General features: G+C 67.8%; 22 protein-coding genes. 14 read left to right on the plus strand and 8 right to left on the minus strand.

The genetic code is table 11. The features are described 5' to 3' along the window. Positions 1-89: 89 nt before the first annotated feature. A complete protein-coding gene (locus tag ACNQR1_RS12355; RefSeq protein WP_418046337.1) occupies positions 90-3,257 on the minus strand; it encodes an ATP-binding protein in 3,168 nt (1,055 codons plus the stop codon). An 84-nt stretch (positions 3,258-3,341) separates the two neighbouring features. On the opposite strand from ACNQR1_RS12355, the gene ACNQR1_RS12360 reads away from it, so the two are divergent. After that, positions 3,342-3,617 carry a ribosomal protein L7/L12 gene (locus ACNQR1_RS12360; protein WP_418046339.1) on the plus strand — a complete coding sequence of 92 codons (276 nt, stop codon included), beginning with the start codon at positions 3,342-3,344 and terminating at the stop codon, positions 3,615-3,617. 24 nt (positions 3,618-3,641) lie between these two features. Here the strand turns inward: ACNQR1_RS12360 and ACNQR1_RS12365 are convergent, their stop codons facing one another. The 3 genes from ACNQR1_RS12365 to ACNQR1_RS12375 all read right to left on the minus strand — a co-directional run bounded on the left by ACNQR1_RS12365 (position 3,642) and on the right by ACNQR1_RS12375 (position 6,745). Next, positions 3,642-4,130, minus strand: coding sequence for a DNA-deoxyinosine glycosylase (locus ACNQR1_RS12365; RefSeq protein ID WP_418046341.1), 489 nt, complete (start codon positions 4,128-4,130; stop codon positions 3,642-3,644). Continuing rightward, the gene (locus tag ACNQR1_RS12370; RefSeq protein WP_418046343.1) at positions 4,127-4,831 is read right to left on the minus strand and encodes a polysaccharide deacetylase family protein; all 705 of its coding nucleotides are present in this window, start codon (positions 4,829-4,831) and stop codon (positions 4,127-4,129) included. Before ACNQR1_RS12370 ends, ACNQR1_RS12365 begins: the two co-directional genes overlap by 4 nt. A gap of 84 nt (positions 4,832-4,915) precedes the next feature. Next, positions 4,916-6,745 carry a flavin-containing monooxygenase gene (locus tag ACNQR1_RS12375; protein WP_418046345.1) on the minus strand — a complete coding sequence of 610 codons (1,830 nt, stop codon included), beginning with the start codon at positions 6,743-6,745 and terminating at the stop codon, positions 4,916-4,918. A 128-nt stretch (positions 6,746-6,873) separates the two neighbouring features. Here ACNQR1_RS12375 and ACNQR1_RS12380 point away from each other — a divergent pair, with 128 nt between their 5' ends. The 4 genes from ACNQR1_RS12380 (at position 6,874) to ACNQR1_RS12395 (ending at position 11,068) form a co-directional block, all read left to right on the plus strand. After that, entirely contained in the window at positions 6,874-7,929 is a 1,056-nt protein-coding gene (locus tag ACNQR1_RS12380; protein ID WP_418046347.1) for a 2,3-butanediol dehydrogenase, read from the plus strand. Positions 7,930-7,967: 38 nt separating this feature from the next. After that, entirely contained in the window at positions 7,968-9,254 is a 1,287-nt protein-coding gene (locus tag ACNQR1_RS12385; RefSeq protein WP_418046349.1) for a GAF domain-containing protein, read from the plus strand. Continuing rightward, a complete protein-coding gene (locus ACNQR1_RS12390) occupies positions 9,254-10,360 on the plus strand; it encodes an adenylate/guanylate cyclase domain-containing protein (RefSeq protein ID WP_418046351.1) in 1,107 nt (368 codons plus the stop codon). Before ACNQR1_RS12385 ends, ACNQR1_RS12390 begins: the two co-directional genes overlap by 1 nt. 63 nt (positions 10,361-10,423) lie before the next feature. Continuing rightward, positions 10,424-11,068: a DUF305 domain-containing protein gene (locus ACNQR1_RS12395; RefSeq protein WP_418046353.1), complete on the plus strand. Its 645-nt coding sequence runs from the start codon at positions 10,424-10,426 to the stop codon at positions 11,066-11,068. Here ACNQR1_RS12395 and ACNQR1_RS12400 read toward each other — a convergent pair. Both ACNQR1_RS12400 and ACNQR1_RS12405 read right to left on the minus strand, forming a co-directional pair. After that, a complete protein-coding gene (locus tag ACNQR1_RS12400; RefSeq protein ID WP_418046355.1) occupies positions 11,065-12,153 on the minus strand; it encodes an ATP-binding protein in 1,089 nt (362 codons plus the stop codon). The genes ACNQR1_RS12395 and ACNQR1_RS12400 overlap by 4 nt on opposite strands. After that, a complete protein-coding gene (locus ACNQR1_RS12405; RefSeq protein ID WP_418046357.1) occupies positions 12,150-12,866 on the minus strand; it encodes a response regulator in 717 nt (238 codons plus the stop codon). Before ACNQR1_RS12405 ends, ACNQR1_RS12400 begins: the two co-directional genes overlap by 4 nt. Positions 12,867-12,966: 100 nt before the next feature. Between ACNQR1_RS12405 and ACNQR1_RS12410 the strand changes: the two genes are divergently transcribed. The 6 genes from ACNQR1_RS12410 (at position 12,967) to ACNQR1_RS12435 (ending at position 19,168) form a co-directional block, all read left to right on the plus strand. Beyond that, complete coding sequence (locus ACNQR1_RS12410) at positions 12,967-13,173, plus strand: heavy-metal-associated domain-containing protein (protein WP_418046359.1); 207 nt, start codon at positions 12,967-12,969, stop codon at positions 13,171-13,173. A gap of 13 nt (positions 13,174-13,186) precedes the next feature. Beyond that, a complete protein-coding gene (locus tag ACNQR1_RS12415) occupies positions 13,187-14,014 on the plus strand; it encodes a hypothetical protein (RefSeq protein WP_418046361.1) in 828 nt (275 codons plus the stop codon). Continuing rightward, entirely contained in the window at positions 14,011-16,227 is a 2,217-nt protein-coding gene (locus tag ACNQR1_RS12420; RefSeq protein ID WP_418046363.1) for a heavy metal translocating P-type ATPase, read from the plus strand. Before ACNQR1_RS12415 ends, ACNQR1_RS12420 begins: the two co-directional genes overlap by 4 nt. Positions 16,228-16,310: 83 nt before the next feature. After that, a complete protein-coding gene (locus ACNQR1_RS12425) occupies positions 16,311-16,721 on the plus strand; it encodes a hypothetical protein (protein WP_418046365.1) in 411 nt (136 codons plus the stop codon). Between the two features lie 99 nt (positions 16,722-16,820). Next, positions 16,821-17,909 carry a PLP-dependent cysteine synthase family protein gene (locus ACNQR1_RS12430; RefSeq protein ID WP_418046367.1) on the plus strand — a complete coding sequence of 363 codons (1,089 nt, stop codon included), beginning with the start codon at positions 16,821-16,823 and terminating at the stop codon, positions 17,907-17,909. Next, on the plus strand, positions 17,906-19,168 hold the full coding sequence (locus ACNQR1_RS12435; protein WP_418046369.1) for an MFS transporter: 1,263 nt from the start codon (positions 17,906-17,908) through the stop codon (positions 19,166-19,168). Before ACNQR1_RS12430 ends, ACNQR1_RS12435 begins: the two co-directional genes overlap by 4 nt. Here ACNQR1_RS12435 and ACNQR1_RS12440 read toward each other — a convergent pair. After that, positions 19,149-20,021 (minus strand): AIM24 family protein, encoded by an 873-nt coding sequence (locus ACNQR1_RS12440; protein WP_418046371.1) that lies wholly within the window; start codon positions 20,019-20,021, stop codon positions 19,149-19,151. The genes ACNQR1_RS12435 and ACNQR1_RS12440 overlap by 20 nt on opposite strands. Before the next feature lie 148 nt (positions 20,022-20,169). Here ACNQR1_RS12440 and ACNQR1_RS12445 point away from each other — a divergent pair, with 148 nt between their 5' ends. From ACNQR1_RS12445 to ACNQR1_RS12455, 3 genes are all read left to right on the plus strand, one after another. Further along, the gene (locus ACNQR1_RS12445; protein ID WP_418046373.1) at positions 20,170-21,168 is read left to right on the plus strand and encodes a zinc-binding dehydrogenase; all 999 of its coding nucleotides are present in this window, start codon (positions 20,170-20,172) and stop codon (positions 21,166-21,168) included. A gap of 27 nt (positions 21,169-21,195) precedes the next feature. After that, positions 21,196-21,399: a hypothetical protein gene (locus ACNQR1_RS12450; RefSeq protein WP_211155380.1), complete on the plus strand. Its 204-nt coding sequence runs from the start codon at positions 21,196-21,198 to the stop codon at positions 21,397-21,399. 78 nt (positions 21,400-21,477) lie between these two features. Next, entirely contained in the window at positions 21,478-22,005 is a 528-nt protein-coding gene (locus ACNQR1_RS12455; RefSeq protein WP_418046376.1) for a hypothetical protein, read from the plus strand. Here the strand turns inward: ACNQR1_RS12455 and ACNQR1_RS12460 are convergent. Then, a complete protein-coding gene (locus ACNQR1_RS12460; RefSeq protein ID WP_418046378.1) occupies positions 22,002-24,167 on the minus strand; it encodes a molybdopterin-containing oxidoreductase family protein in 2,166 nt (721 codons plus the stop codon). The two genes, ACNQR1_RS12455 and ACNQR1_RS12460, sit on opposite strands and share 4 nt — an antisense overlap. Positions 24,168-24,180 lie beyond the last annotated feature (13 nt).

The following is a 24,180-nucleotide window of genomic DNA, read 5'->3' on the forward strand; positions in this document are numbered from 1 at the left end:
GAACGGCCGGCCTTGGTGGCTGAAGCGTAATAGGTGGCCCGCGACCGGTCGGGGGATGGATCGGCCGGCCCTCCGGCAATGCTGCGCGCTCAGGCCAGCTCGGCCGCCAGCGCCATATGTCCCTCGAAGCCGAGTCGGGTTGCCATGTCCCGGTACTGGTCGCGGAACTCGCAGTAGCCCGCGTCGTCACCTTTGGCGCGTGCGATGAGCGCATTCGTCCGGAGCAACATGATGTCGCGGATGATCAGGCCGTCCTCGGCCGGCGTCGCGGCGAGTCTGGTGATTGCCGCTTCGGCCTCGGCAACGTCGCCCTCGGCGCCCCGCTCCAGCAGGGTCTCGGCGAGGATGCCGGTCGCCAGGATGTTGTAGGGAAGTTGCCCACTGTGGAAGAGGTCGTCGATCGCCTCGCGCAGCACCCGGATGGCTCCGGCCCGGTCACCGCGCTTGGCCCGTTCGCGCGCCGTGTACACGTCGATGCCGATCAACTCGGACATATAGAACCGTCCGCTCACGCACATCTGCCGCACCTGGCCGAGTATGGACAGCCCACGCTCCCGGTCCGCAGGCGTATCCCGGTTCAGCAGCGCGTATCCCATCGTCACTCGAGCCAGGCCGAGCGCGATGTCGTCGCCCGCGCCTTCGGTGATCTGCAGCGCCCCGTCGATGTCGCGCAGTGCGTCGTCGCTGGCGAGCAGTACTCCGCAGGAGACGGTGGTGAAGTACGTCCAGGTGATGACGAGGGCGTGGGTGAACCTGTCGGTGTTGCGTGCCATCGCGAGCGCATGGTCGAGATCTGCGCGCCAACCATCAAGGCCCAATGCCCATTTGGCGATGCTGCGTGCGGCGAAGGCTGCTGCCAGTGGTGAGCCGATGATGAAATTGCCTTTGGTGGTGTCGCCGTCGGCCATGTCGATCGCCATCTGCGACCAGCGCAGCACCTCACCCATCTCGCCGCTCTCGATCTTGAGCGAGATCGGGGTGGCCGACAAGCCGACGGTGAGCGCGGGATCGCCGATGGACTCGATCAGGGTCATGTGCTCGGACACCTGCCGTGACGCGTCGCGAACCCGGCCCTGCAGCATCAGTTCGCCGGTCAGCCCGGCCATGCCGATGGCCAGCGAGGCTTTGTCTCCGGCGGCCTCGCACAGCTCCTGCAGTTCCTCGAACCGGGCGCCGGAGACAGTGACCTTGCTGCGGAAACCGTTGCCGCACACCAGAGTGCGAGGAGCTATTCGCATCGCGGGCCGGTCCGGATCGTCGGCGGGCAGCAGGTCGGCGATCTGGCGGGCGCGCTCCCAGCACATCTGGGCTGCGGCGGTATCGCGGTTGTTCGCCCATGCTCCGGCGCGCATGTGCCAGTTGTATGCCGCATGCAGGTCGCCGGCGGCCTCCAGGTGTTCGGCGATGAGGGCCGCATTCTCGTCGGCCAGTTCGGGGTCGCGCTCTGCGATGGTGTCGGCGAGGCGCCGATGCAGTTCAGCGCGATCGGATTTGAGCTGTGATTCGTAGGCGACGGTTCGCACCATCGGGTGGTGGAAGGCGAACTCCGCGTGCGGCGTGTACTGCACCTGATCGATCAGCTCGGCTTCGATCAGATCCTCGAAGACCGGCTCGGTGTCCAGGCAGGCCAACAAACCGGCACTGAATCGGGACCCGATCACCGCGCCCGCGCTCAGTGTTCGTTTGGCCGCCGGGGCCAGCCGGTCGATACGCGCGGCGATGGTGGCCTGGAGGGTGGCCGGCACGCTCACCCGGCCCTGCCCGTCGCTCAGCACGTAGGCGCCCCGTTCGCCGCGGAGCAGGCCCCGTTCGGCCAGGTCGCGCACGATCTCGAGGGCGAAGAAGGGGTTGCCTGCGGCCCGCCCGGCGATGGTGTCGGTGAGGTCGGCGACCCCGTCACCGGCCCCCAGGAGCTCGGTGATCAACGCTGATGTTTCCGAATTGTCCAGTGGTGCAAGCACTATCGTCTGTGCGCCGTGGACGTGACTCAATGCGCCGTGGTATTCGGGGCGGTAGGTGATCACGACCAGGGACGGTGTCTGCGGCGTCACCGACAGGAAGTCCGACAACATCGATTCGCTGACGCTGTCGATCCAGTGGGCATCCTCGACGACATAGACGGCCGGTGTGGTCCGCGCCAGCGACGCCGCGTTGACCAGCGTGGTGAGCCTGCGCCGTCGGGCATCGGGGTCGATCACCGGCAGAACGACGTCGGGATCTCCGATGCCGAGCAGGTCGTCGAGCAGCTCCAGGCTCTCGGTGGTGTCGTCGGGAACCTGTTCCCGAAGCTTCGCGCGGGCCGCCTCACGGTCCAGGTCCGCTACGCCGAACCCCGCCCGCAGCAGGCCGGTGATGGCGTGAAACGGAATTTCGCTGGTGTGGGACTCGCAGAACGTGGAGTTCACGGGAACACCGCGCGCGGCGGCCTTCGCCGCGAGCTCGCTGACCAGCCGGCTCTTGCCGATGCCCGGTCCGCCCACCAGCAGCACGATGCTGCCGTGCCCCTGGATCGAGCGCTCCAGGATGCCCTCGACTGCCGACAACTCCCAGCCCCGGCCGACCAGGGTTGATTCGCCGACATTGAGCAGGTTGTGGGCGGAATTGAGCTCGAGCAGTCTGCGCGCCCGGATCGGCTGATCGGCCCCCTTGACCTGCACCAACTCGGGCTCGCCCAACATCATGGTGTCTTCGACCAGGTGTGCGGTCGACTCGGTGAGCATCACTCCGCCGGGCGGCGCGGCAGATTCCATGCGCTGCGCCATACCCACGTGCTCGCCGATCGCGGTATAGCTCATCGTGTCGGTGCCGACCTCGCCGGTGATGACCTGGCCGGAGCTCAATCCGATGCGCAACTCCAGGTCGAGACCGTCGCGGGCCTTTACCTGCACTGCCAGAACGGCGGTCTGCTGCTGGATTTCCAGAGCCGCAAGGCAGGAGCGAAAAGCGTGGTCCTCCAACGCGACCGGTGCCCCGAAGATGGCCATGATGCCGTCACCGGTGAATTTGTCGACCGTTCCGCCGTATCGGCGGACGACGGCCGCGGAATGGTTGAACAGGTCGCTCATGATCTCGCGGAGCCGTTCGGCGCCCAGGGTCGCTGCGATGTCCATGGAGCGCACCACGTCGGCGAACAACACGGTGACCTGCTTGTATTCGGCGCCCGGCGTCGATGTGACGGGCGCGCCACACGCATCGCAGTACCGGGCGCCTGCCCGGGGCTCGGTGCCACATGCCCGGCACGTCGCAGTTTCCGTCATTCGAAGCCCCCGCCATCGGAGAACCTGCTGCAATGAGAATAGAACGCAGCAACGCCGAAGGGGCCGGGATGCCACACTGGCACGATGGGCTTTTTCCGCGGCAACGACGAATCGAGCAACGACCTGCGTCGACGCGTCGAAGAACTCGAGCGCCGGGTTGCGGCATTGGAACGTGCGGCATCGACGGCGGGGCACCCGGTGTCACTACCTCCGACGGGTCAGCCCAGCGAGATGATGGCCAGTCAAATGGTCCGCCAGCTCGCCCTGCAGGGCAACAAAATCGCTGCCATCAAGCTGCTGCGCGATGAAACCGGGCTGCGGCTCAAAGAGGCCAAGGACATCGTCGACCGGCTGGCCTAACCGCCCAGCGGGCCGTACAAATCGCTAGCCGCTGAGCGCGCGGCGCCACGCCTCGAGTTTGTCCTCGTAGCGCATGGTCTGTGCGGGGCTGGTGGACGGTGCCCGCATGCTGGGAAGCACGGCAGCGCCGACCAGTCGCCGGTAGTTCGCCTCGGCCGCCGCTCCGTTGAACACCACTCGCCCCAGTGTGCGGTGCGTGGCGAAGAATGCCGCAAAGTCGTTGGGCACCATGCTGTCCCGCTCGACCGCGGAGTCCAGGCTGCCTGCCCGGCGGCACGAGCGCAGCACGTCCCACACCGCCACCCGATGGGTGCACAGGGCGGCCACCCGCTCCGGATAGGGCGCGTCGGCACCGAATCCGAACAGAGCGCCGGTGATCCGCCAGAACGCGTTGCGCGGATTGCCGTAGTACTGACCGGACGCCAGCGACATCACACTGGGCATGTTCCCCAGGATCAGCACGGTGGGCGCCTCGCCGACGATGGGATCCAGGCCGTGCAGTAGCTCGGTCATGGGTTCGCCAGCAGTTCGGACACGGTGACGAACCGGTAATCGGCCGAGCGCAATTCGTCGATGATGCGGGGGACCGCGGCCCGCGATGCCGCCCGGCTGTCATACATGGCATGCAGCAGGATGATCGAGCCCGGCCGCACCCCGGAGACGGCCCCGGCCACGATCGCATCGGCACCGGCTCCGGTGGCCGAATCGGGTTCGACGTCCCAGGTGACCATGGTCCGGTCATGGGTGGACAGGTAGCGCGGCAGGGTCCAGAGCTTCTTTCCGTAGGGCGGGCGGAAGGTGATCGGGCCGGTGTACCCCGTGGCCCGGATGGCTGCGTCGGTCTTCTCGATCTCGTCGGCGACGGTGGCCGGCGACATCAGCACCATCCGCCGGTGCGAGTAGCTGTGATTGCCGATCTCGTGGCCGGCCGCGGCGATCGCGGTGCCGAACTGCGGCGCAGCGGTCAGTTCTGCCCCGGTGAGGTAAAAGGTGGCCCGAACTCCGGCGTCGCGGAGCATCCGCAGCACCTCGGGGGTATGGGTGGTCGGGCCGTCGTCGAAGGTGAGGGCGACGACCTTGGCCGAGGTGTCGACTCGGGGCACCAGATGTCCGGCGAGCACGAAGGTCCGTGAGTTCAGCACCCAGTAGCCGCCGGCGAGCACGGTCCCCGCCACCACGAGCAGGACAGCCAGGCTCCACATCCATCGGCGCATCCCAGCATGTATAGCAAGCGCATACACGCGGGCGCCCCGAACGGCGGTGGGGGATTCACGTTCGGGGCGCCATGTCGTGGGTCGTCAGCTCAGGTGATGGACCTCCTGTAGTCCGTACACCGGCGTTGCCAGGCCTTCATAGCGGGCCTTGAGCTGCAACGCCAGATACAGCGAATAGTGCCGCGATTGGTGCAGATTGCCACCGTGCAGCCACAGATTGGGCTGTTGGGTGGGCTTCCACATGTTGCGCTGTTCGCCTTCCCACGGACCCGGATCCTTGGTGGTGCCCGAGCCGAGCCCCCACACCTTGCCGATCCGGTCGGCGACTTCCTGGCTGATCAGGTCGGCGGCCCAGCCGTTCATCGAGCCGAACCCGGTGGCGTACACCACCACATCGGCAGGCAGCTCGGTGCCGTCGGCCAGGATCACCGAGTCCTCGGTCAGCCGGTCCACCTCGCCGTGCGCGAGTTTGATGCTGCCGTCGGCGATCAGCTCACAGGCGCCGACGTCGATGTAGTAGCCCGAGCCGCGCCGTAGGTACTTCATGAACAGTCCGGAGTCGTCGTCGCCGAAGTCCAGGTCGAATCCGGCGGCCTCCAGTCGCGCGTAGAAGTCCTTGTCGCGCTGGCGGATCGCATCGTAGATGGGGCGCTGGAAGTCGGCCATGATGCGATAGGGCAGGGACGCGAAGGTCAGATCGGCCTTCTCGGTGGTCATTCCCGCCGCGACGGCCCGCTCCGAATACAGATCGCCGAGGCCCAGCTCCATCAGCGACTCCGACCTGACGATGTGGGTCGAGGAGCGCTGCACCATCGTGACGTCCACGTAGTTCTCGTACAAGGCTTTACAGATGTCGTGGGCGGAGTTGTTGGAGCCGATCACCACGACTCGCTTACCGAGATACCGGTCCGGGCCGGGGTGGTGGCTGGAATGGTGCTGCTCGCCTCGGAACAGGTCCTGGCCCGGGATCGTCGGGATGCTGGGCTTGCCCGACATGCCCGTTGCCAGGACCAGCTGGGCCGGCCGCAGTGTGACGGGTTCGCCGTTGCGGTTCACCTCGACCGTCCAGCGCTGTTCGGCTTCGTCGTAGGACGCCGACAGACAGCTGGTCGAGCTCCAGTACGGCACCTCCATCACGCGGGTGTAGAACTCCAGCCAATCGCCGATCTTGTCCTTCGGCGCGAACACCGGCCAGTTCGGCGGGAACGGGAGATACGGCAGGTGGTCGTACCAGACCGGATCGTGCAGGCACAGCGACTTGTAGCGCTTGCGCCACTGATCGCCGGGCCGTTCGTGTTGGTCGACGACGATGGCGGGGACGCCGAGCTGGCGCAGCCGGGCGCCCAGTGCGATACCGCCCTGGCCACCGCCGATCACCACGGTGTAAGGCTGCTCGGTATAGCCCAGCGTCAGGTCCTCGTCGAGGCGCTTCTCGGCCCATGAACGCCGGTCCGGATCGGAGCCGTGTACGGCTCCCAGCGGCCGGCTCGCGCCCTTGCGCTCCTCGTGGCCTTTGAGTTCCTGCAGGGTGGTCAGCAGGGTCCAGCCCAGTTCGTCGCGCAGTCGCAGGTGCCCCTTGCCGCGGCCCACCGCGGTCTCGAACTCGATGAACGCCGAGGTGACGACGTGTTCGCCGTCGAATTCCTCGGTCGGTGTCTCCGCTGTCCTGAACCCGGACGGGTCGGTGTCGTGTAGCCGCGCGGTCAGCATGTCGGCGATGCCGTCGCGGCCCTCGAGGGTCTTGAGGTTCCAGGTGAAGGTGACCAGGTCACGCCAGAAGCTGTCCGTTGCGAACTTTCCGACGACGCGCTCGATGTCGCGGTCGGCCAGTGCGGATTCGAAATCGGCCAGCCACGCGTCAACCCGTTCCTGTGGTGACAGTGTGGCCAGCGGTGCGGCGGTGGTCTGTGTCATGTGGCCCAGCCCACACCGTGCCTGACGGCGCAACAAGGGTTGCACGGGGTTGCAACGGGCCCGGCGTTTGAGACCGCAACGTCTTGCAACCCTTACGGCGCACCCAGCCGGTCGCCTAGAACGGCCCTATGAAAGCAGCCGTCTACTACGGACCGAACAAGGTCGAAGTCGCCGACGTCCCGGAGCCTGACCCTGCCCCCGGCACCGTCAAGATCAAGGTGGGCTTCAACGGAATCTGCGGCACTGACCTGCATGAATACTATGCAGGCCCGATCTTCGTGCCGACCGAGCCGCATCCCTTGACGGGCCGGCAGCTGCCGTTGACCATGGGCCACGAGTTCTCCGGCACCGTCACCGATGTGGGCGCGGGCGTGACCGGCTTCGCCCCGGGCGACCGGGTGGCGGTCGAGCCGATTTACCGATGCGGCAATTGCGCACCGTGCCGGGCCGGCACCTACAACGTCTGTCAGCAGATCGGTTTCCACGGCCTGATGTCCGACGGAGGTATGGCCGAGTACACCGTGGTGCCGACCGGCATGCTGCACCGGCTGCCCGACAACGTCTCGCTCGAGCTCGGCGCGCTGGTCGAGCCGATGTCGGTGGCCTACCACGCCGCGACTCTCGGCGAGGTGGGCCCGCTGCACACCTCGGTGATCTTCGGCGCCGGCCCGATCGGTATCGGCCTGTGGTTCGCGCTGCGGGGCAAAGGGCTCGACGACGTGTACGTTGTGGAACCCTCACCCGCCCGCAGGTCCGCGATCGAGACTCTCGGCGCCGCGACCCTGGACCCGACGGCCGTCGACGTCCCGGCGTTCATCGCCGATCAGACCGAAGGACGTGGGGCCGACGCTGCATTCGATGCCGCCGGCGTGGCCCCTGCGATCGCGGCCGCCACGGCCTGCGTGGGTGCCCGCAAACCGACGGTCAGCGTCGCGATCTACGAGAAGCCGCTGACGACGCCCCTGCTCAACCTGGTGATGAACGAGTCCAGGATCCAGGGATCGCTGTGTTACACGTCGGCGGACTTCGAGGCGGTCATCGATCTCATGGCGCAGGGGATGTACGACACGAGAGGATGGGTCACTCCCATCTCCATCGACGACGTGATCGACGAGGGATTCGAAGCCCTGCATGCAGGCAAGAAGATGAAGGTTCTGGTCGACCCGAGCGGAAGCGCATCGTGATTGGCGTCCCGATGTGATGTGGAGCACAATCGGCGATGATGGCCGGTTCATCGATACCTGAGCCCGCGGTCTCACCTGGTGAGGATCCGCGGCGGTACGCCATGCTCTTGTCGGCGGTGTACGACGCGACCATGTCGGGGGATCGCGCGCCTGCGCGCCCTCGGGCGGTGATCGAAGACTCCTGGAACAGGCTGCGCGCCAAGGGGATAAACCCCGATCATCACATTCCACCGCAGGTCGAGACAACCGGGCTGGACTTGCTGCGGCAGCAGTCCGGTCTCATCGCGGTGCTCGACGATGTTTCGCGCGGGCTGGACTCGGTGATCGAAGAGGGCGACAACATCCTGGTGGTGGCCGACGCCCGGGGCCGGGTGCTGTGGCGCTCGGGCTCGCCGCGGGTCCTCAGCCTTGCCGACCGCCTCGGTTTCATCGAGGGCGCGACGTGGAGTGAGAACGCGGTGGGAACCAACGGGATCGGTACCGCGCTCGCCTCGCACCGCGCGGTGCAGATCTTCTCGGCCGAACATTTCCTGCGCAGCCACCACCCCTGGACGTGTGCCGGTGCGCCGATCCGGGATCCGCGCACCGGTCAGGTCATCGGCATCGTGGACGTGTCCGGTCCGGCCTCCACCGTGCACCCGACGACGGTCGCCCTGGTGGACCTCGTCGCCCGGCTCGCGGAATCGCAGCTGCGCGAGGCACATGACAGGACGCTGAACCGGCTGCGTGCGGTGGCGGCGCCCATCTTGGCGAGGGTGGGCAGCCCGGCGCTGGCAGTCGATGCCGAGGGCTGGGTCGCGGCAGTGGACTCCCTGCCGCTGCACAACCGGATCTTGTTGCCCGAGAGCGGTTTACCTGGCCGGGTGTGGATTCCCCCGCTGGGCATGTGCGATGTCGAGGCGCTGCCGGGTGGGTGGCTGGTCCGGGTGGCCGACGACGCCGAGCCCAGTGCGGTGCCGTCGCGCGTCATCCTCGACCTGCGCGACGGCGAACCGTCGCTGGAGATGTCCGGACAGTTCGGCAATTGGCGGCGCAGCATCTCCAGCCGACACGCCGAGATCCTGTTGGTTTTGGCGACCAGCAGGCAGGGCCGGTCGGCTCCGGAACTGGCGGAGGATCTCTACGGCGATCGGTCCAGGGTGGTGACCGTGCGCGCCGAGATGTCGCGGCTGCGTAAGCAGTTCGTCGGCCTGGTGGCAGGCAAGCCGTACCGCTTCGGGGACTCCGTGGTCGTGGACGTCCGTTATCCCCAGGACATGTCGTCATTGCTCGCGTCCTCGACGGCTCCGGCCGTTCATGCGGCCCGTCGGTATACCTTGACCTGATGGTGGCCGACCCCACTCTCCTCGACGGACTCGACGGCGACGCCGGTGCACAGCGTGCCGAGCTGGTCGAATGGCTTCTGTCTCGTGGCATCACCGCGGACCAGATCCGCCAGGCCGTGACCCCGATGTTGTTGGCCTCGCGCCGGGTGGCCGGGGACGACGGCACCTATGTGTCGACCCGCGAGATCAGCGAGCAGACCGGGCTCGACGTCGCGCTCGTACAGCGGCTGCAACGGGCGATGGGGTTGGCGACCGTCGAGGACCCCGACGCCGCGGTGCTGTTGCGGGCCGATGCCGAGGCGGTTGGCTTCGCCGAGCGCTTCCTGGAGCTGGGTATCGCCCCGGACCAGATCGTGTTGATCACCCGGGTGCTCTCCGAAGGACTCGGCCGGGCGGCCGAGGTGATGCGCTACGCCGCGCTGGCGGCGGTGTTGACGCCGGGGGCGACGGAACTGGAAACCGCCAAGGCGAGTGAGGCGCTGGTGGCCGAGGCCGCCCCGCTGATCGGGCCGATGATCCGGGACATGCTGTTCGTACAACTGCGCCATGCGATGGAGACCGAGGCGGTCAGCGCTTCCGAGCGGGCCGAGGGGGTTCCGCTGCCGGGTGCCCGGCTGGTCACCATCGCATTCGCCGACATCGTGGGGTTCACCCGGCTGGGCGAGGTGGTGCAGCCCGAAGACCTTGAGCGGCTGGCGAATCGGCTGGCCGACGCGGCACGTGAGGTGGCAACCGGCCCGGTCCGGCTGATCAAGACGATCGGCGACGCGGTGATGTTGGTCAGTGCCGATCCGGCGGCCCTGCTGGATGCCGTATTGAAGTTGGTGGCCACCACCGAAACCGACGAGGACTTCCCGCGGTTGCGGGTCGGTCTGGCGACCGGGCCTGCGGTGAGCCGGGCCGGTGACTGGTTCGGCAGTTCGGTGAATCTGGCCAGCCGGGTCACCGGAGTGGCGCGCCCCGGCACCGTGCTGGTGGCCGAGTCGACCCGCGCGGCGATCACCGAGGCCGGGGCCGACGACCGGTTCGGCTGGTCGTTCGCCGGAGCCCGGCACGTCAAGGGCGTCAAGAGTGACGTGAAGCTGTTCCGGGCCAGGCCCGCGTAGACCTTTATCGAATCTTCATCGAACGACTAGGGCAGCCACATCGAGTCTCGCGACGCTGGAGACATGACGAAACTGATGATGCTGAGTGCCGGCGCGGTGGTGGCGGCGGCCCTGGTGGCCGGCTGTGGCAACGAGGCCGCCGACAAGTCCGAGGGCGCTGCGAACACCCCGAGCACCTCGGCGTCAGCGAGCGCACCGGCCGCCGGCGAGGTTCACAACGATGCCGATGTGATGTTCGCCCAGCACATGATTCCGCACCACCAGCAGGCAGTGGAGATGAGCGATGTGCTGCTGGCCAAGCAGGGAATCGATGCGCGGGTGACCGAGCTGGCCACGCAGATCAAGGGCGCCCAGGCCCCGGAGATCGAGCAGATGCAGGGCTGGCTGAAGCAGTGGGGCAACCCTCCGATGCCGCCCATGCCGCAGCAGGGCCACGGCGACGTGGGCCACGGAAACATGGGTGAGATGCCCGCGATGCAGGGCATGGTGTCCGAGACCGACATGACCGCGCTGCGCAACGCCCAGGGCGCTGAGGCGGACAAGCTGTACCTGACGCACATGATCGCTCACCACGAGGGCGCGATCACCATGGCTCAGGATGAGATCAAGGACGGTCAGTACCCGGCCGCGGTCGAGATGGCCCGCACCATCGTGAAGACGCAGCAGCAGGAGATCGACACCATGCGCCAGATCCTGGGTTCGCTCTAACCGGTCGGCAGGGTGATCGTGAAGGTGGTGCCGGCGCCTGAACTGCGCACCGTGATGCGGCCGCGGTGCGCTTCGACCAAGGCCTTCACGATCGCCAGCCCGATGCCGGATCCACCGTGGTCGCGGTCGCGCGCGGTGTCGGCCCGGTAGAACCGTTCGAAGACATGGGGCAGATGCTCGGGAGGGATGCCCTCGCCGGTATCGGCCACCGTCAGCGTGACGCTCCCGTCGGGCCCCGTGGTGGCGCCGACCGTCACCCGGCCCCCGGCCGGGGTGTGCCGCAGTGCGTTGTCGAGGAGGTTGCCCAGGATCTGGGCCAGCCGGTGGGGATCGGCGGACAGCGAGGGCAGATCCTCGTTCACCCGCCGGCTCAGCGTCACGCCCTTGTCGTCGAACCGGTCCTGAGCCGCGGCGACCGCGGCGGCCAGCGCCGTGTCCATCGCCACCGGTACCGGGGTGATCGTGGCCGGGGTTTCCTCCGCCTTGGCCAGGGAGCCGGCGTCGCCTGCGAACCGGACCAGGCGGTGGGTCTGCTGCCGCAGCATCGAGACAGTCTCGGGGTCAAGGGTTCTCACGCCGTCCTCGATGGCCTCGAAGTAGGCCTCCAGAACCGAAACCGGAGTGCGGATCTCATGGGCAAGATCGCTGAACAGCCTGCGCCGGCTGGCGTCCACGGCCTCCAGCCGGCCGGCCATCTGATTGAAAGAACTTGCCATGGAGTCGAATTCATCTCCGAGATGGGCGGGTGGAACCCGCGAGTCGTAGTGACCGTCGGCGATGGCGGTGGCAGCGCGGGACACCTGGGTCAGCGACTTCTGCAGGCGCCTGCCGAAGTACCAGGTGACGATCAGGGCCGCCAGTATCGCGACGCACGACGCCACCCCGATCGAGATCATCGTGGCGTAGACGTAGGCCTCCTCGGCATGCATCTGTTCGGCCGAGTCGCCGGATACCCCTGCGCGGTGCAGATGTTCGCGGAACAGTGGCGGCCCGACGATGGCGGCCACCAGCCCGGTGGTGCCGGCACCGGCGACCAGCACCAGGGCCTGGGCCGAGAGCAGCCGGGTGCGCAGGCCGACGCTCATCGCTGGGCGTCCTGCCCGGTACCCATCCGGTATCCGACCCCGCGCACCGTGATCACGTACAGCGGGTCGGCCGGGTCGTCGCCCAGTTTGCGGCGGAGATGACCGATATGGACGTCGACGAGGTGTTCGTTGCCGACGTAGGTGGTCTCCCAGACGGATTCGAGTATCTGGCGCCGGCTGAGCGCCACCCCGGGACGGGCCGAGAGGGCCGCGAGCACGTCGAATTCGGTACGCGTCAGCATGATCGGCTCGTCGTCGAGGAACACCTGGCGTCCGTCGACATCGATGCGCAGCGCGCCGAACACCCGGCCGTCGGTCGCCGCGGGGGAGGAGACGCGCGGCCGGCGCAGCATGGCCCGGACCCTGGCCACCAGTTCCCGCGGGCTGAACGGTTTGGTCATGTAGTCGTCGGCGCCCACCGACAGACCGACGATGGTGTCCATCTCGGTGTCGCGGGCGGTCAGCATCACCACGTAGGCATCGGAGAACGTGCGCAGGGATCGGCAGACCTCCACGCCGTCGATGCCGGGCAGTCCGAGGTCGAGGATCACGACGTCGGGGTCGACCTCGCGCGCCAGCCGCAAGGCCTCGGACCCCTCGTGGGCGAGGGTGACCTCGAACTGTTCGCGGGTGAGGTAGCTCGAGATGACCTCGGCGAGTGGGGCCTCGTCGTCGACCACCAGGGCCCGGTAGCCGCCCGGTATCTGCTCCATGAGCCCATAGTGCAGGAGTGGGCAGGGGGACATAGGAAATTCATACCCTAGGGGGGTATAGTATGAATCGACAACGAGGCCTGCTTCAGGAGGAAATTGCATGAGCACCCAATCCGTCACCGTCACCGGCATGACCTGCGGGCATTGCGCCACCTCGATCCGCGAAGAGGTCGGCGGACTGCCTGGTGTGCGCACGGTCGAGGTCGACCTGGCGACCGGGTTGGTGACCATCGACAGCGACAGCCGGCTCGATCCGTCCGCCATCAGTGACGCGGTCGTCGAGGCCGGCTACGCCATCGCCGGTTGAGCCGGGGTCGATCGTGAGTGCGCCGCAGAAGCTCGTCGGGTTCGTCGTCGGACTTGTCATGGTGTTCGCCGTCTCGTTCGGGATCGGCTCTGCGGTCATGCCCGCCGAGGGCCACGACGCCGGCCACGACGTGGGCCATGTCGCGGGCCACGGGTCCGCGTACACGCTGCACCTCGCCGAGACCGAGCTGCCGTCGGGCACCGCGGTACCGCTGCGGTTCCGCATCGTCGACGGCTCCGGCGCTGCGGTGACGGACTATGTCGAGAGTCACGAGAAGCTACTGCACTTGATCGTGGTGCGCCGTGATCTCGCCGAGTACCAGCATGTGCATCCGGTCCTCGACGATTCCGGTACCTGGAGCGTTCCGCTGGATCTGGCCAAACCCGGCGACTACCGGGTGTTCGCCGACTTCGTGCCGGCCGATGGCCGTCCGGTCACACTCGGAGCCGATATGACCGTCGCCGGGAATTACCAGCCGCAGCCACTGCCCGCACCCGCCGGCACCGCAACCGTCGACGGCTACACGGTCTCGGTCTCCGGAGTGGCCAAGGCGGGTCAGGCGTCGGAGCTGACGCTGTCGGTCAGCCGGGACGGCAAACCGGTCACCGACCTGCAGCCATACCTGGGTGCCTACGGGCACCTGGTCGCGGTGCGCGCGTCGGATCTGGAATACCTGCACGTCCACCCGATGAGCGATGCGGCTGATCCGGCCACCGCGCCGGGTCCGCAGATCGCGTTCCACACCACGCTTCCCAGTGCCGGTACCTACCGGCTGTTCCTGGACTTCAAGCACCGCGATGTGGTGCACACCGCCGAATTCACCGTTGAGGGGGCACCGTGAGCACCGCGACCGGTCACGTCGTACTGGAGATCGGCGGGATGACGTGTGCCTCATGTGCCGGACGCATCGAGCGGAAGCTCAACAACCTGGACGGTGTCAGCGCGACGGTGAACTTCGCCACCGAGAAGGCCACCGTCGACGTCGCCGGTGAGGTGACGCCCGAGCAGCTGATCGAGGTCGTCGAGACCGCGGGCTACACAGCACAATTGCCCGCCGACAGAGCGGCCGAGAGCCATGACGAGGATGATCCGACCGCGGCATTGCGGACCCGGTTGATCGTCTCGGCGGTCCTGACCGTCCCGGTGGTGGCCATGGCGATGGTTCCGGCGCTGCAGTTCACCAACTGGCAGTGGTTGTCGCTGACCCTGGCCGCACCCGTCGTGGTGTGGGGCGCGCTGCCGTTCCACCGTGCGGCGTGGACGAATCTGCGGCACGGGACCGCCACCATGGACACGCTCATCTCGATGGGCACCATCGCGGCGTTCGGCTGGTCGCTGTTCGCGCTGTTCTGGGGTACCGCCGGGGTGCCGGGGATGACGCATCCGTTCTCGCTGTCCATCTCGCAGACGGACGGCACCGGCAACATCTACCTCGAAGTCGCTGCGGGCGTCACGACTTTCATCCTGGCCGGCCGGTACTTCGAGGCGCGGTCCAAGCGTCGCGCCGGCGCAGCGCTGCGTGCGTTGCTCGAGCTCGGCGCCAAGGACGTCGCGGTGCTGCGAGACGGCGTGGAACAACGCATTCCCATCGAGTCGCTGGCCGTCGGTGACGAGTTCGTGGTCCGGCCCGGCGAGAAGATCGCCACCGACGGTGAGGTGGTCGACGGTTCGTCGGCGGTGGACGCCTCGATGCTCACCGGCGAATCGGTACCGGTTGAAGTCGGCCCGGGCGACCAGGTCGTCGGAGCCACGGTCAATGTCGGCGGCCGGCTCGTGGTGCGGGCCAAGCGAATCGGATCCGACACACAGCTGGCCCAGATGGCCAGGCTGGTCGAGGACGCCCAATCCGGCAAGGCTCAGGCACAGCGCCTTGCCGACAAGGTTTCCGCGGTCTTCGTACCCATCGTCATCGCGCTCGCGGTCGGCACGCTGGGCTTCTGGCTCGGGACCGGGGGATCGGTGGCCGCCGCCTTCACCGCCGCGGTGGCGGTACTGATCATCGCCTGCCCCTGTGCGCTGGGCCTGGCCACGCCGACGGCGCTGCTCGTCGGCACCGGCCGCGGTGCCCAGCTAGGCATCCTGATCAAGGGTCCCGAGGTGCTGGAGTCGACTCGCCGCGTGGACACCGTGGTGCTGGACAAGACCGGGACGGTGACCACCGGGGCGATGACGCTGCTCGACGTGATCACCGCGGACGGCGAGGATTCCGTCGAGGTGCTGCGGTTGGCCGGCGCGGTCGAGGACGGCTCCGAGCACCCGATCGCCCGGGCCGTCGCCAAGGGCGCCCGCGACAAGCTGGGCGAGCTGTCCTCGGTCGAGGATTTCGCCAACGTGGCGGGCCTGGGGGTGCAGGGCGTCGTGGACGGCCATGCCCTCGTGGTGGGACGACGTCAGCTGCTGGCTGACTGGGGGCAGCAGTTGCCCCAGGAACTCGACACCGCGATGCGCGAGGCTCAGGACCAGGGCCGCACGGCGATCGCCGTGGGGTGGGACGGTCAGGCGCGGGCGGTCCTGGTGGTCGCCGACGCGGTCAAGCCCACCTCGAAGGAGGCGATCGAGCAGCTGCGTGGCCTCGGTCTGGAACCGATCATGCTGACCGGCGACAACGAGGCCGCAGCCCGTGCGATCGCCGAACAGGTTGGTGTGCAAGAGGTTTACGCGGAGGTTCTGCCGCAGGACAAGGTCGATGTGATCAAGCGGCTGCAGGACGAGGGCCGGGTGGTGGCCATGGTCGGCGACGGCGTCAACGACGCCGCGGCGCTGGCCCAGGCCGACCTCGGCCTGGCCATGGGTACCGGAACCGACGTGGCGATCGAGGCCAGCGATCTGACCCTGGTCCGCGGTGATCTGCGGGCGGCCGCCGATGCCATCCGGTTGTCGCGGCGCACACTGGCCACGATCAAGGGCAACCTGTTCTGGGCGTTCGCCTACAACGTCGCCGCGTTGCCGCTGGCCGCCGCCGGATTGCTCAACCCCATGTTGGCCGGCGCTGCGATGGCGTTCTCCTCGGTGTTCGTGGTCAGTAACAGCTTGCGGCTGAGACGATTCCGATGATCGCAAACGAGTCACAGGCTGGATTCGATTCGCGCGCAATCAGAATTGCGGGCACAGCACCGGCTACCGTCGGAAACATCGTGATGCCACGCGGGTCTCGTATCTACTCACTGTCACGGCTGGCAGCCATGACGGTGGTCGTGTTGTGGGCGGCCGTGCTCGCCGGGCAGTGGCAGGTGACGAGCCACCATCAGACGGTGCATCTGCCGCATGCGGTCTCCGCCGCGATCGGCGAGGGAGCCGATCTGATGATGCTGGACCACCCACACGTCACTGACGGCTCGGCCCCGCACACGCTGGAGGGTTTCACCGCCGCGGTGCTGCCACGGACAACGGCCACCGCGGCGGCATTGTCGGTCGTGGCCTTCATCGCCGGTTGCGCGGTGCTGTGCGGGTGCGCCACGGTGCGGGCGCCGCGGGGCCCACCTGACCGCCACCGGATTCAACTCGCCGGGCAGGAACTTCTGATCCGGATCTGTATCGCGCGCCGCTGACGGCAGCGCGGGATGTGCAGTGCGCAAAGCGCTGTTCTCCCAACGCTGTCCAGGTCAGTTGCCGCGCGCAGTCGCGGCGGATACAGAAACGGCAAGTCCATGAACCATGCCCTGTCCACTCGTTCATTCCACGTACTGCGCCGAAACCGTGGTCCCAACACCATGGTCGGTCACACCCCCACCCTGTGGGTTTCCACTCCGTTCGCCGACGCCGGGCGCGGCTTCTGGGCGAAACTCGAAGGTTTCAACCCCGGCGGCATGAAGGATCGCCCCGCCATGCACATGGTGGAGCAGGCCCGGGCCCGCGGTGATCTCAAGCCCGGCGGCCGCATCATCGAATCAACCAGTGGCACTTTGGGCCTGGGTCTCGCATTCGCGGGGACGATCTACCACCATCCGGTGACACTGGTGACCGATCCGGGCCTGGAGCCGATCATCGAGCGCATGTTGACCGCCTACGGAGCCGACGTGTCGATGGTGACGGAGCCGCATCCCACCGGGGGATGGCAGCAGGCCCGGCGAGATCGCGTGGCCCAACTGCTCGCGGCCGATGACAACGCGTGGTACCCGGATCAATACAACAACCCCGACAACGTCGAGGCGTACCGGCCGCTGGCGTTGGAGCTCAACGCCCAGATCGGCCATGTCGACGTGCTGGTCTGCTCGGTCGGCACCGGCGGCCATTCGGCCGGGGTGGCGCGGGTGCTACGTGAGTTCAACCCGAATCTGCGCCTGATCGGGGTCGATACCATCGGCTCGACGATCTTCGGCCAACCCGCCGCAACCCGCGTCATGCGGGGTCTGGGGTCGAGCATCTATCCCCGCAATGTGGACTACGGCGCGTTCGACGAGGTGCACTGGGTCGCGCCGGCCGACGCGGTGTGGACCGCCCGGACGCTGGCATCGACGTACTACGCGAGCGGGGGCTGGAGTGTGGGTGCGGTCGGCCTGGTGGCCGGATGGGCGGCACGGAACCATCCGGCAGGCACCACGATTGCCGCAGTGTTTCCCGACGGTCCGCAGCGTTACTTCGACACGGTGTACAACGACGACTACTGCCGAGAGCTCGGTCTGCTCGATCACCGACCCGCCGACGAACCGGAGACGATCGCCGCCGCAGGCGATCGCGTGGTCCAGACCTGGACCCGTTGCGAGACGGTCGCCGACCCGACGGCGCCGGCCCGATGAGCGGACTCATCACGCAGTTCCGCAGCTTCGACCTGCCCAGCCGGCTGTTGATGGTCAACCAGTTCGGCATCAATCTCGGCTTCTACATGCTGATGCCGTACCTGGCCGGTTATCTGGCCGGGCCGCTCGGTCTGGCGGCGTGGGCGGTCGGCCTGGTGCTGGGGGTGCGCAACTTCTCCCAGCAGGGCATGTTCATCGTCGGCGGTACCCTGGCCGACCGGCTGGGATACAAGCCGTTGATCGTTGCCGGGTGTCTGTTGCGCACTGCCGGGTTCGGTCTGCTGGTCGTCGCGGATTCTCTGCCTGCGATGCTGATCGCCTCGGCGGCAACAGGGTTCGCCGGAGCGCTGTTCAATCCAGCAGTACGTGCCTACCTTGCTGCCGATGCCGGTGACCGGCGGGTCGAGGCCTTCGCGACGTTCAACGTCTTCTACCAGGCCGGAATCCTGTTGGGCCCGCTCGCGGGAATGGCGTTGCTGGCCTTCGATTTCCGGGTGACCGCCGCCGCGGCCGCGGCGGTATTCGCGGTGCTGACCGTGGCCCAGCTGCTCGCGCTGCCGCGGCACCGCGCCGAACCCGTCGAACAGCGGAGTTCGGTACTCGACGACTGGCGAAGTGTCATCGCCAACCGCGGGTTCCTGTTGTTCGCGGTGGCGATGATCGGCTCCTACGTGCTGTCCTTCCAGGTTTATCTGGCGTTGCCGCTGCAGGCTGCGGTGCTGCGTCCTGGGAACGAAACCGCACTGGTGGCAGGAATTTTCGTGGTGTCCGGGCTGATCGCGGTGGGCGGCCAGTTGCGGATCACGCGCTGGTTCGGCGACCGCTGGGGCCCGCGCCGCAGCCTGGTGGTCGGCCTGCTGGTGCTGGCGGCGGCCTTCGTTCCGTTGGCAGTGGTACCGGACGCCGACCGGTTCGGTACCGCCGCCGCGGTGGCCGCACTGCTCGGCTCGTCCGCACTGCTGGCCCTGGGGTCAGCCGCGGTGTTCCCGTTCGAGATGGACACCGTCGTGGCGCTGTCGGGCGATCGGCTGGTGGCCACCCATTACGGGTTCTACAACACGGTCGTCGGAGTGGGGATCCTGCTGGGCAATGTGGCCACCGGATCGCTGATCGGCGCGGCGCGCGCCGCGGACCTGGCCGAATTGGTGTGGCTGGGCCTCACGGCAATCGGGCTGGTGTCCGCGGCCGCGCTCTACCTGCTGACCCGGGATGGCGGGAAGCTTGCGCTGGGCGCGTCGCTCACTGCATCGGAACCGTGACACCCTCCGAGGGCTGCACGATCACAAAGCCGTTGCCGTGGAACGCGACCTGAATCGCTTCGCCGGAGCCCCGGCCGATCAACGCACCCGCCTTGAAGCTGGTCTTGAGCTGGGTCTGCAGGTGCGCGGACCACGCCACGACCGCATTGGTGTCGGCGAAGGTCGGGGCCTCGGAGGCGTTGAGCACCACGGGTGGTCCGTCGGTGGTCAGCGCCACCCATCCGGTGCCGCGCAGGGTGGTGTTGAACAGGCCGCCGGTGGCGATGCTGCCGCCGCGGACCCGCTCGATGTTCCAGTCCAGGCTCGATGAGAAGGCCAGCACGTTCTTGCCGCTGATCGACAGGCCCGAGTTGGCCAGCTGCAGCAGGTGTACGTCGAAACCCTGATCGGCCAGGAACACATCGCCCTGCCCCTGGCAGCGCATGAGCGGAAGGCCTTCACCGGTGAGGGCCTTCTTGATGAACTTCGACGCGCCGCCGCCTTCGAAGGCGAAGTCGACGTTGCCCTGGTACGCGACCATCGAGCCCTGCCGGGCCATGAAGGGTTCGCCGAGGCGGACCCGCAGCATCTTCTTGTTCTGGTTGGCGATCGGCGTCGCCTCTTTCTCGCTGAACCGTCCGTCGACGAGATCCCCGCTGATGCCATTGAACCCGTCACCGGCGGGCTGGGCCTGGGCCTGCGGTTGCTGCTGGGCCTGCTGCGGTTGCTGCGGGGAGCCACTGAGTGGCGCCCGGCCGGCCTGGCCCTGATGAGAGATCTGATCGGTCCAGGATTGTCCGTCCCACCAGCGGTATTCGTAGCGGCCCTCAGGGTCGGGCAGCCAGCCGGGTTGCCAGTTTCCGTTCACAGTCATTCCTCGAATCGTCAGGTGGGGGAGAAATCGACACCAGGCTACAAGTCGTGGTTTCCGCCAAGTACTGTAACGATTACGGTATCTCCGCCCAGGATGTCCGCGAGAGGTTCGATGTTTTATGAAAGCCGTTGTCGCGCAGCGTGGTTCGGTGCACGTTGAGAGGGTCGCCGACCCTGTTCCCGGGCCCGGCCAGGTGCTCGTCGCCCCGCTGGCCTGCGGGATCTGCGGTTCCGACCTGCATCTGATCGAGTCGCAGGCCGCGATGCCGGATCTGGTGCCGCCCATGGTGCTCGGGCACGAGTTCGTCGGTGAACTGCTCGACTACGGCCCGGGCACTGAGCGCTCCCTCCCGATCGGGACGCCGGTCACCTCCGTTCCCTACCTGGACACCGGCGACGGGCCGCAGTTGGTGGGGCTGTCCCCGGCGGTGACGGGCGGGCTGGCCGAACGCCTTGTTCTGCAGGAGAAGCGGTTGCTGCCGGTATCGGGGGACATCCCCCTGCGCTATGCGGCAGTTGCCGAGCCGTTGGCGGTAGGCGTGCACGCCGTCGCCGCCGCAGACCTGCAGCCCGGTGACGCCGTCCTGGTCGTCGGCTGCGGCCCGGTGGGGCTGTCGGTGATCGCGTGCCTCAAGGCGGCGGGGGTGGGGCCGGTCGTCGCGGCGGATTTCTCGCCCGGGCGCCGGGCCCTGGCCGAGCAGGTCGGTGCCGACGTGGTCGTCGACCCGGCGGTGAGCAGTCCCTACCAGAGCTGGGCCGGGCTGGCGGGCCCGGCGCTACCCATGTCGCCGCTGATGGACGCGCCGTCACGGGCCAATACCGTGGTTTTCGAATGTGTCGGCGTACCAGGAATTCTCGCGACCGTGATGGAGTCGGTGCCCCCGCACAGCCGGGTCGTGGTGGTCGGGGTGTGCATGCAACCGGACACCATCACGCCGATGATCGGCATCACCAAGGAACTGTCGATCCGTTTCGTGTTCGCCTACCGGCCCGACGAGTTCGCCAAAGCTTTGGACTGGATCGTCACCGGCACGGTGGATGTGGCGCCGTTCGTCACGGCGACCTTGCCGCTTGATGCGGCCACCGAGGCCTTCGATGAACTCCGGCAACCCGACAAACACTGCAAGATTCTGCTGCTGCCTTCCTAACCGGCGGTCAGCTGGCATTCTGGTGCCATGGCAAAGGAAATCGACCCGATCCGCGCCCAGGGCGCGCTCGCGGTCTTGAAGCAGCACCCCGGCATGGTGCTGTTCGCGGTGTCGCCGGCGATCATCGTGCTGGGCGCCGTGTGGTGGATCGCCGGTCCGGGCTGGGCGGGGCTGCTGCTGGTTGCTCTGGTGCTCGCCGGCGGCGCAGCGCTGCTGCTCAAGCGCAACTGATCGCTCAGCGGCGAAAAACAACGTTCGCCGGTGGTGAACGCCGTCCCATCAGGGATGTAACGGTGTAATCATGTAATCATGAACAAACATCAACACCACCGCCGGTCCGCGGATGAGGCCGCCGAGTGGTTCGCCGGCCGTCTGCCCGACAGCTGGTTCACCGGCGATCCGACCGTGATCGTCGACCGTGAAGAGATCACCGTCATCGGCAGGCTCCCCGAGAGCTCCGAAGAGGAGACCGCGGCACGGGCCTCCGGGCGGGCCGCGCGGTTCCGCGAGGAGACTCGTGGCGAGCGCATGCGCATCGCCGACGAGGCGCAGGGCCGGTTCGACCGCAAAGTGTCCTGGGGCGTGGAAATCAGCAGCGGTGACGATGTCGAGCGAATCCTGTTCACCCACATCGCCGTACCGGTGATGACCCGGCTCAAGCAGCCCGAACGGCAGGTGCTCGACACCCTGGTCGACGCGGGCGTGGCACGCTCGCGCTCGGACGCGCTGGCCTGGTCGGTGCGCCTGGTGGGTCAGCACACCGAGGAGTGGCTGGACAAGCTGCGCGACGCGATGAAGGCGGTCGACGATCTGCGTACCGAAGGTCCCGGCGCCTAGACCCGCTCGATCCCGACGTACACCGAGCCCAGCGTCGAGGTCTGGGAGAGTGGATCGATCGATGCGCGGTCGGCCAGCAGGTTGCGGTTGACCCCGTAGGAATCCGGTGTGCCGCCATGGCGCGGGTCGAACACCCGTGAGCCCCAGCCATGGTCGAGCACCACGACGCCGCGGCGGGGCCGGTCGCTGAGCGCCGCCGTCACCTCCAGCCGCCCGACCGGTGAGAAAACCCGGACCCGGTCTCCGGCCGCGATGCCCAGAGTTGCGGCGTCATCGGGATGAACGAGTACCTCGTTTCCTTTGCCTGCCGGATGCAGGCCCGGCAGCTCGTTGAGCCATGAGTTCATCGAATGCCGTCGGCGCCGGTTGCCGAGCAGGAACGGGAAGCCTTCGGGCGCCCCGGGATCGGGTGTCGCGAGCAGGTCGCGCGCCCGAGCCACGAACTGGCCGGGAGCCGCCTGGACCTTGTGATCCGGCGTCCGCAACGCCTCACGGAACCGGCCGAACTGCCGGGGGCCGAGCACCAGGCCGTGCGGGTGTGCCGTGAGCTCGCGCCAGGTGAGCTTGTGCCCGTCGAACTTCCGCGAGGTGAGGATGATCAGGCGGTCGATCCAGTGCGGCCCGAACGACAACCCGGGCCTCCCGGTGCGACCCGCCAGCCAGCGGGTGGCGCGGACGAAACTGTTGAGTCCCTTGGCGCCGAACAGCGGACGGCGCATCGCCAACGCCAGATCGGTGAACACCTGCCACTCTTCGCGGGCGCCGTCCGGCGGTTCGACGGCCTTCACGCCGTACTGCACATAGGGCTCGTCGTGCATGCCACTGGTGAAGGCCAGCAGATCGTCACGTTCCAGCCAGTGCACGGCGGGCAGCAGCCAGTGCGCGTGCCGGTGGCTCTCGCGCTGCACCAGATCGATCGCCACCAGCAGGTCCAATGAGGCCAGGGCCTCGTCGAGCTTGGCCCCGTCGGGCCCGGAGATCACCGGGTTACCCGAGTTGATCAGCAAGGCCCGGATCTGGCCGCGGCCCGGGGTGGTGATCTCGTCGGGCAGTTCGGCCAGTGCGTGCGCGCCGGCCACCAGATCCCGCCGGGCCAGCCGGCTGGTGTGCGGGTGGGTCGCTGCCAGCCCGGCCAGTCGCAGGGTGTCGACATAGCCCGGCTCGAAGCGGCGCCCACCGGGACGGTCCATCCGCCCGGTGATCAGGTTGAGTACATGTCCCAGCCATTCGGCCACCGTGCCCGCGGCATGCAGCGACACCCCGGTGCGGGTGATGGCCATCGCCCCTGGCGCCGAGGCGAATTCGCGGGCCACCTGTTCGATCACGTCACGGGCGATGTCGCAGCGCGCGGCGAGGTCGTCGAGGTCGGCTTCGGCGGTCAGCGCGCGCAGATCGGCCACCCCGGTGGCCAGTTCGGCGCAGTCGCCACGGTGCTCGCGGCCCTCGTCGAGGATCACCTTGACCATCGCCAGCAGCAACGCCCAGTCCTGGCCCGGGCGTACCGCCAGATGCAGATCGGCGGCCTGCGCGCTCTCGGTGCGGATCGGGTCGACCACGACGATGCGTGCACCCTGCTTCTGGCGGGCCAGCGCGCGACGCCAGCCGCCCGGCACCGATTCCACCCAATTCCAGGCGCTCACAGCTGGATTGGCCCCGACGATCAGAAAGTAGTCGCAGTTGTCGACGTCGGACACCGGGACCATCAGTGGTGATCCGTACATCGCCTCGGCCACCACGTGCAGCGCGTTCTGGTCCACCGACCCGACCGCGTACCGGTTGTGTGTGCCGATGGCGTCGAGCCAGGCGTTCATGAACACCAGGTTCGACGACGAATAACCGGCCGGGTTGCCGTAGTAGGCGGCCACCGCGTCCGGGCCCCCGGTCTCGATGATCCGGTTCATCCGCGCTGCGATGTCAGTGATCGCCTCGTCCCAGGTCGCTTCGACATAGCTGTCACCGACCCGTCGCATCGGCGCCACGATCCGCCGCGGATGCTCCACCGCCTGACCGGCGGTACGGCCCTTCGCGCAGAAATCGCCCCAGGTGTGCGGGTTGAGTTTGTCGGGGGCGATCTTGAGCACCCGGTTGTCCTCGACTGTCACCTCCAGGCCGCAGGACGCCAGGCAGTACCGGCAGAACGTGTGCACGGTACTGGTCGTCATTACATCGACACTA

The organism is Mycobacterium sp. 48b (genome assembly GCF_048282725.1).
Lineage (GTDB): Bacteria > Actinomycetota > Actinomycetes > Mycobacteriales > Mycobacteriaceae > Mycobacterium.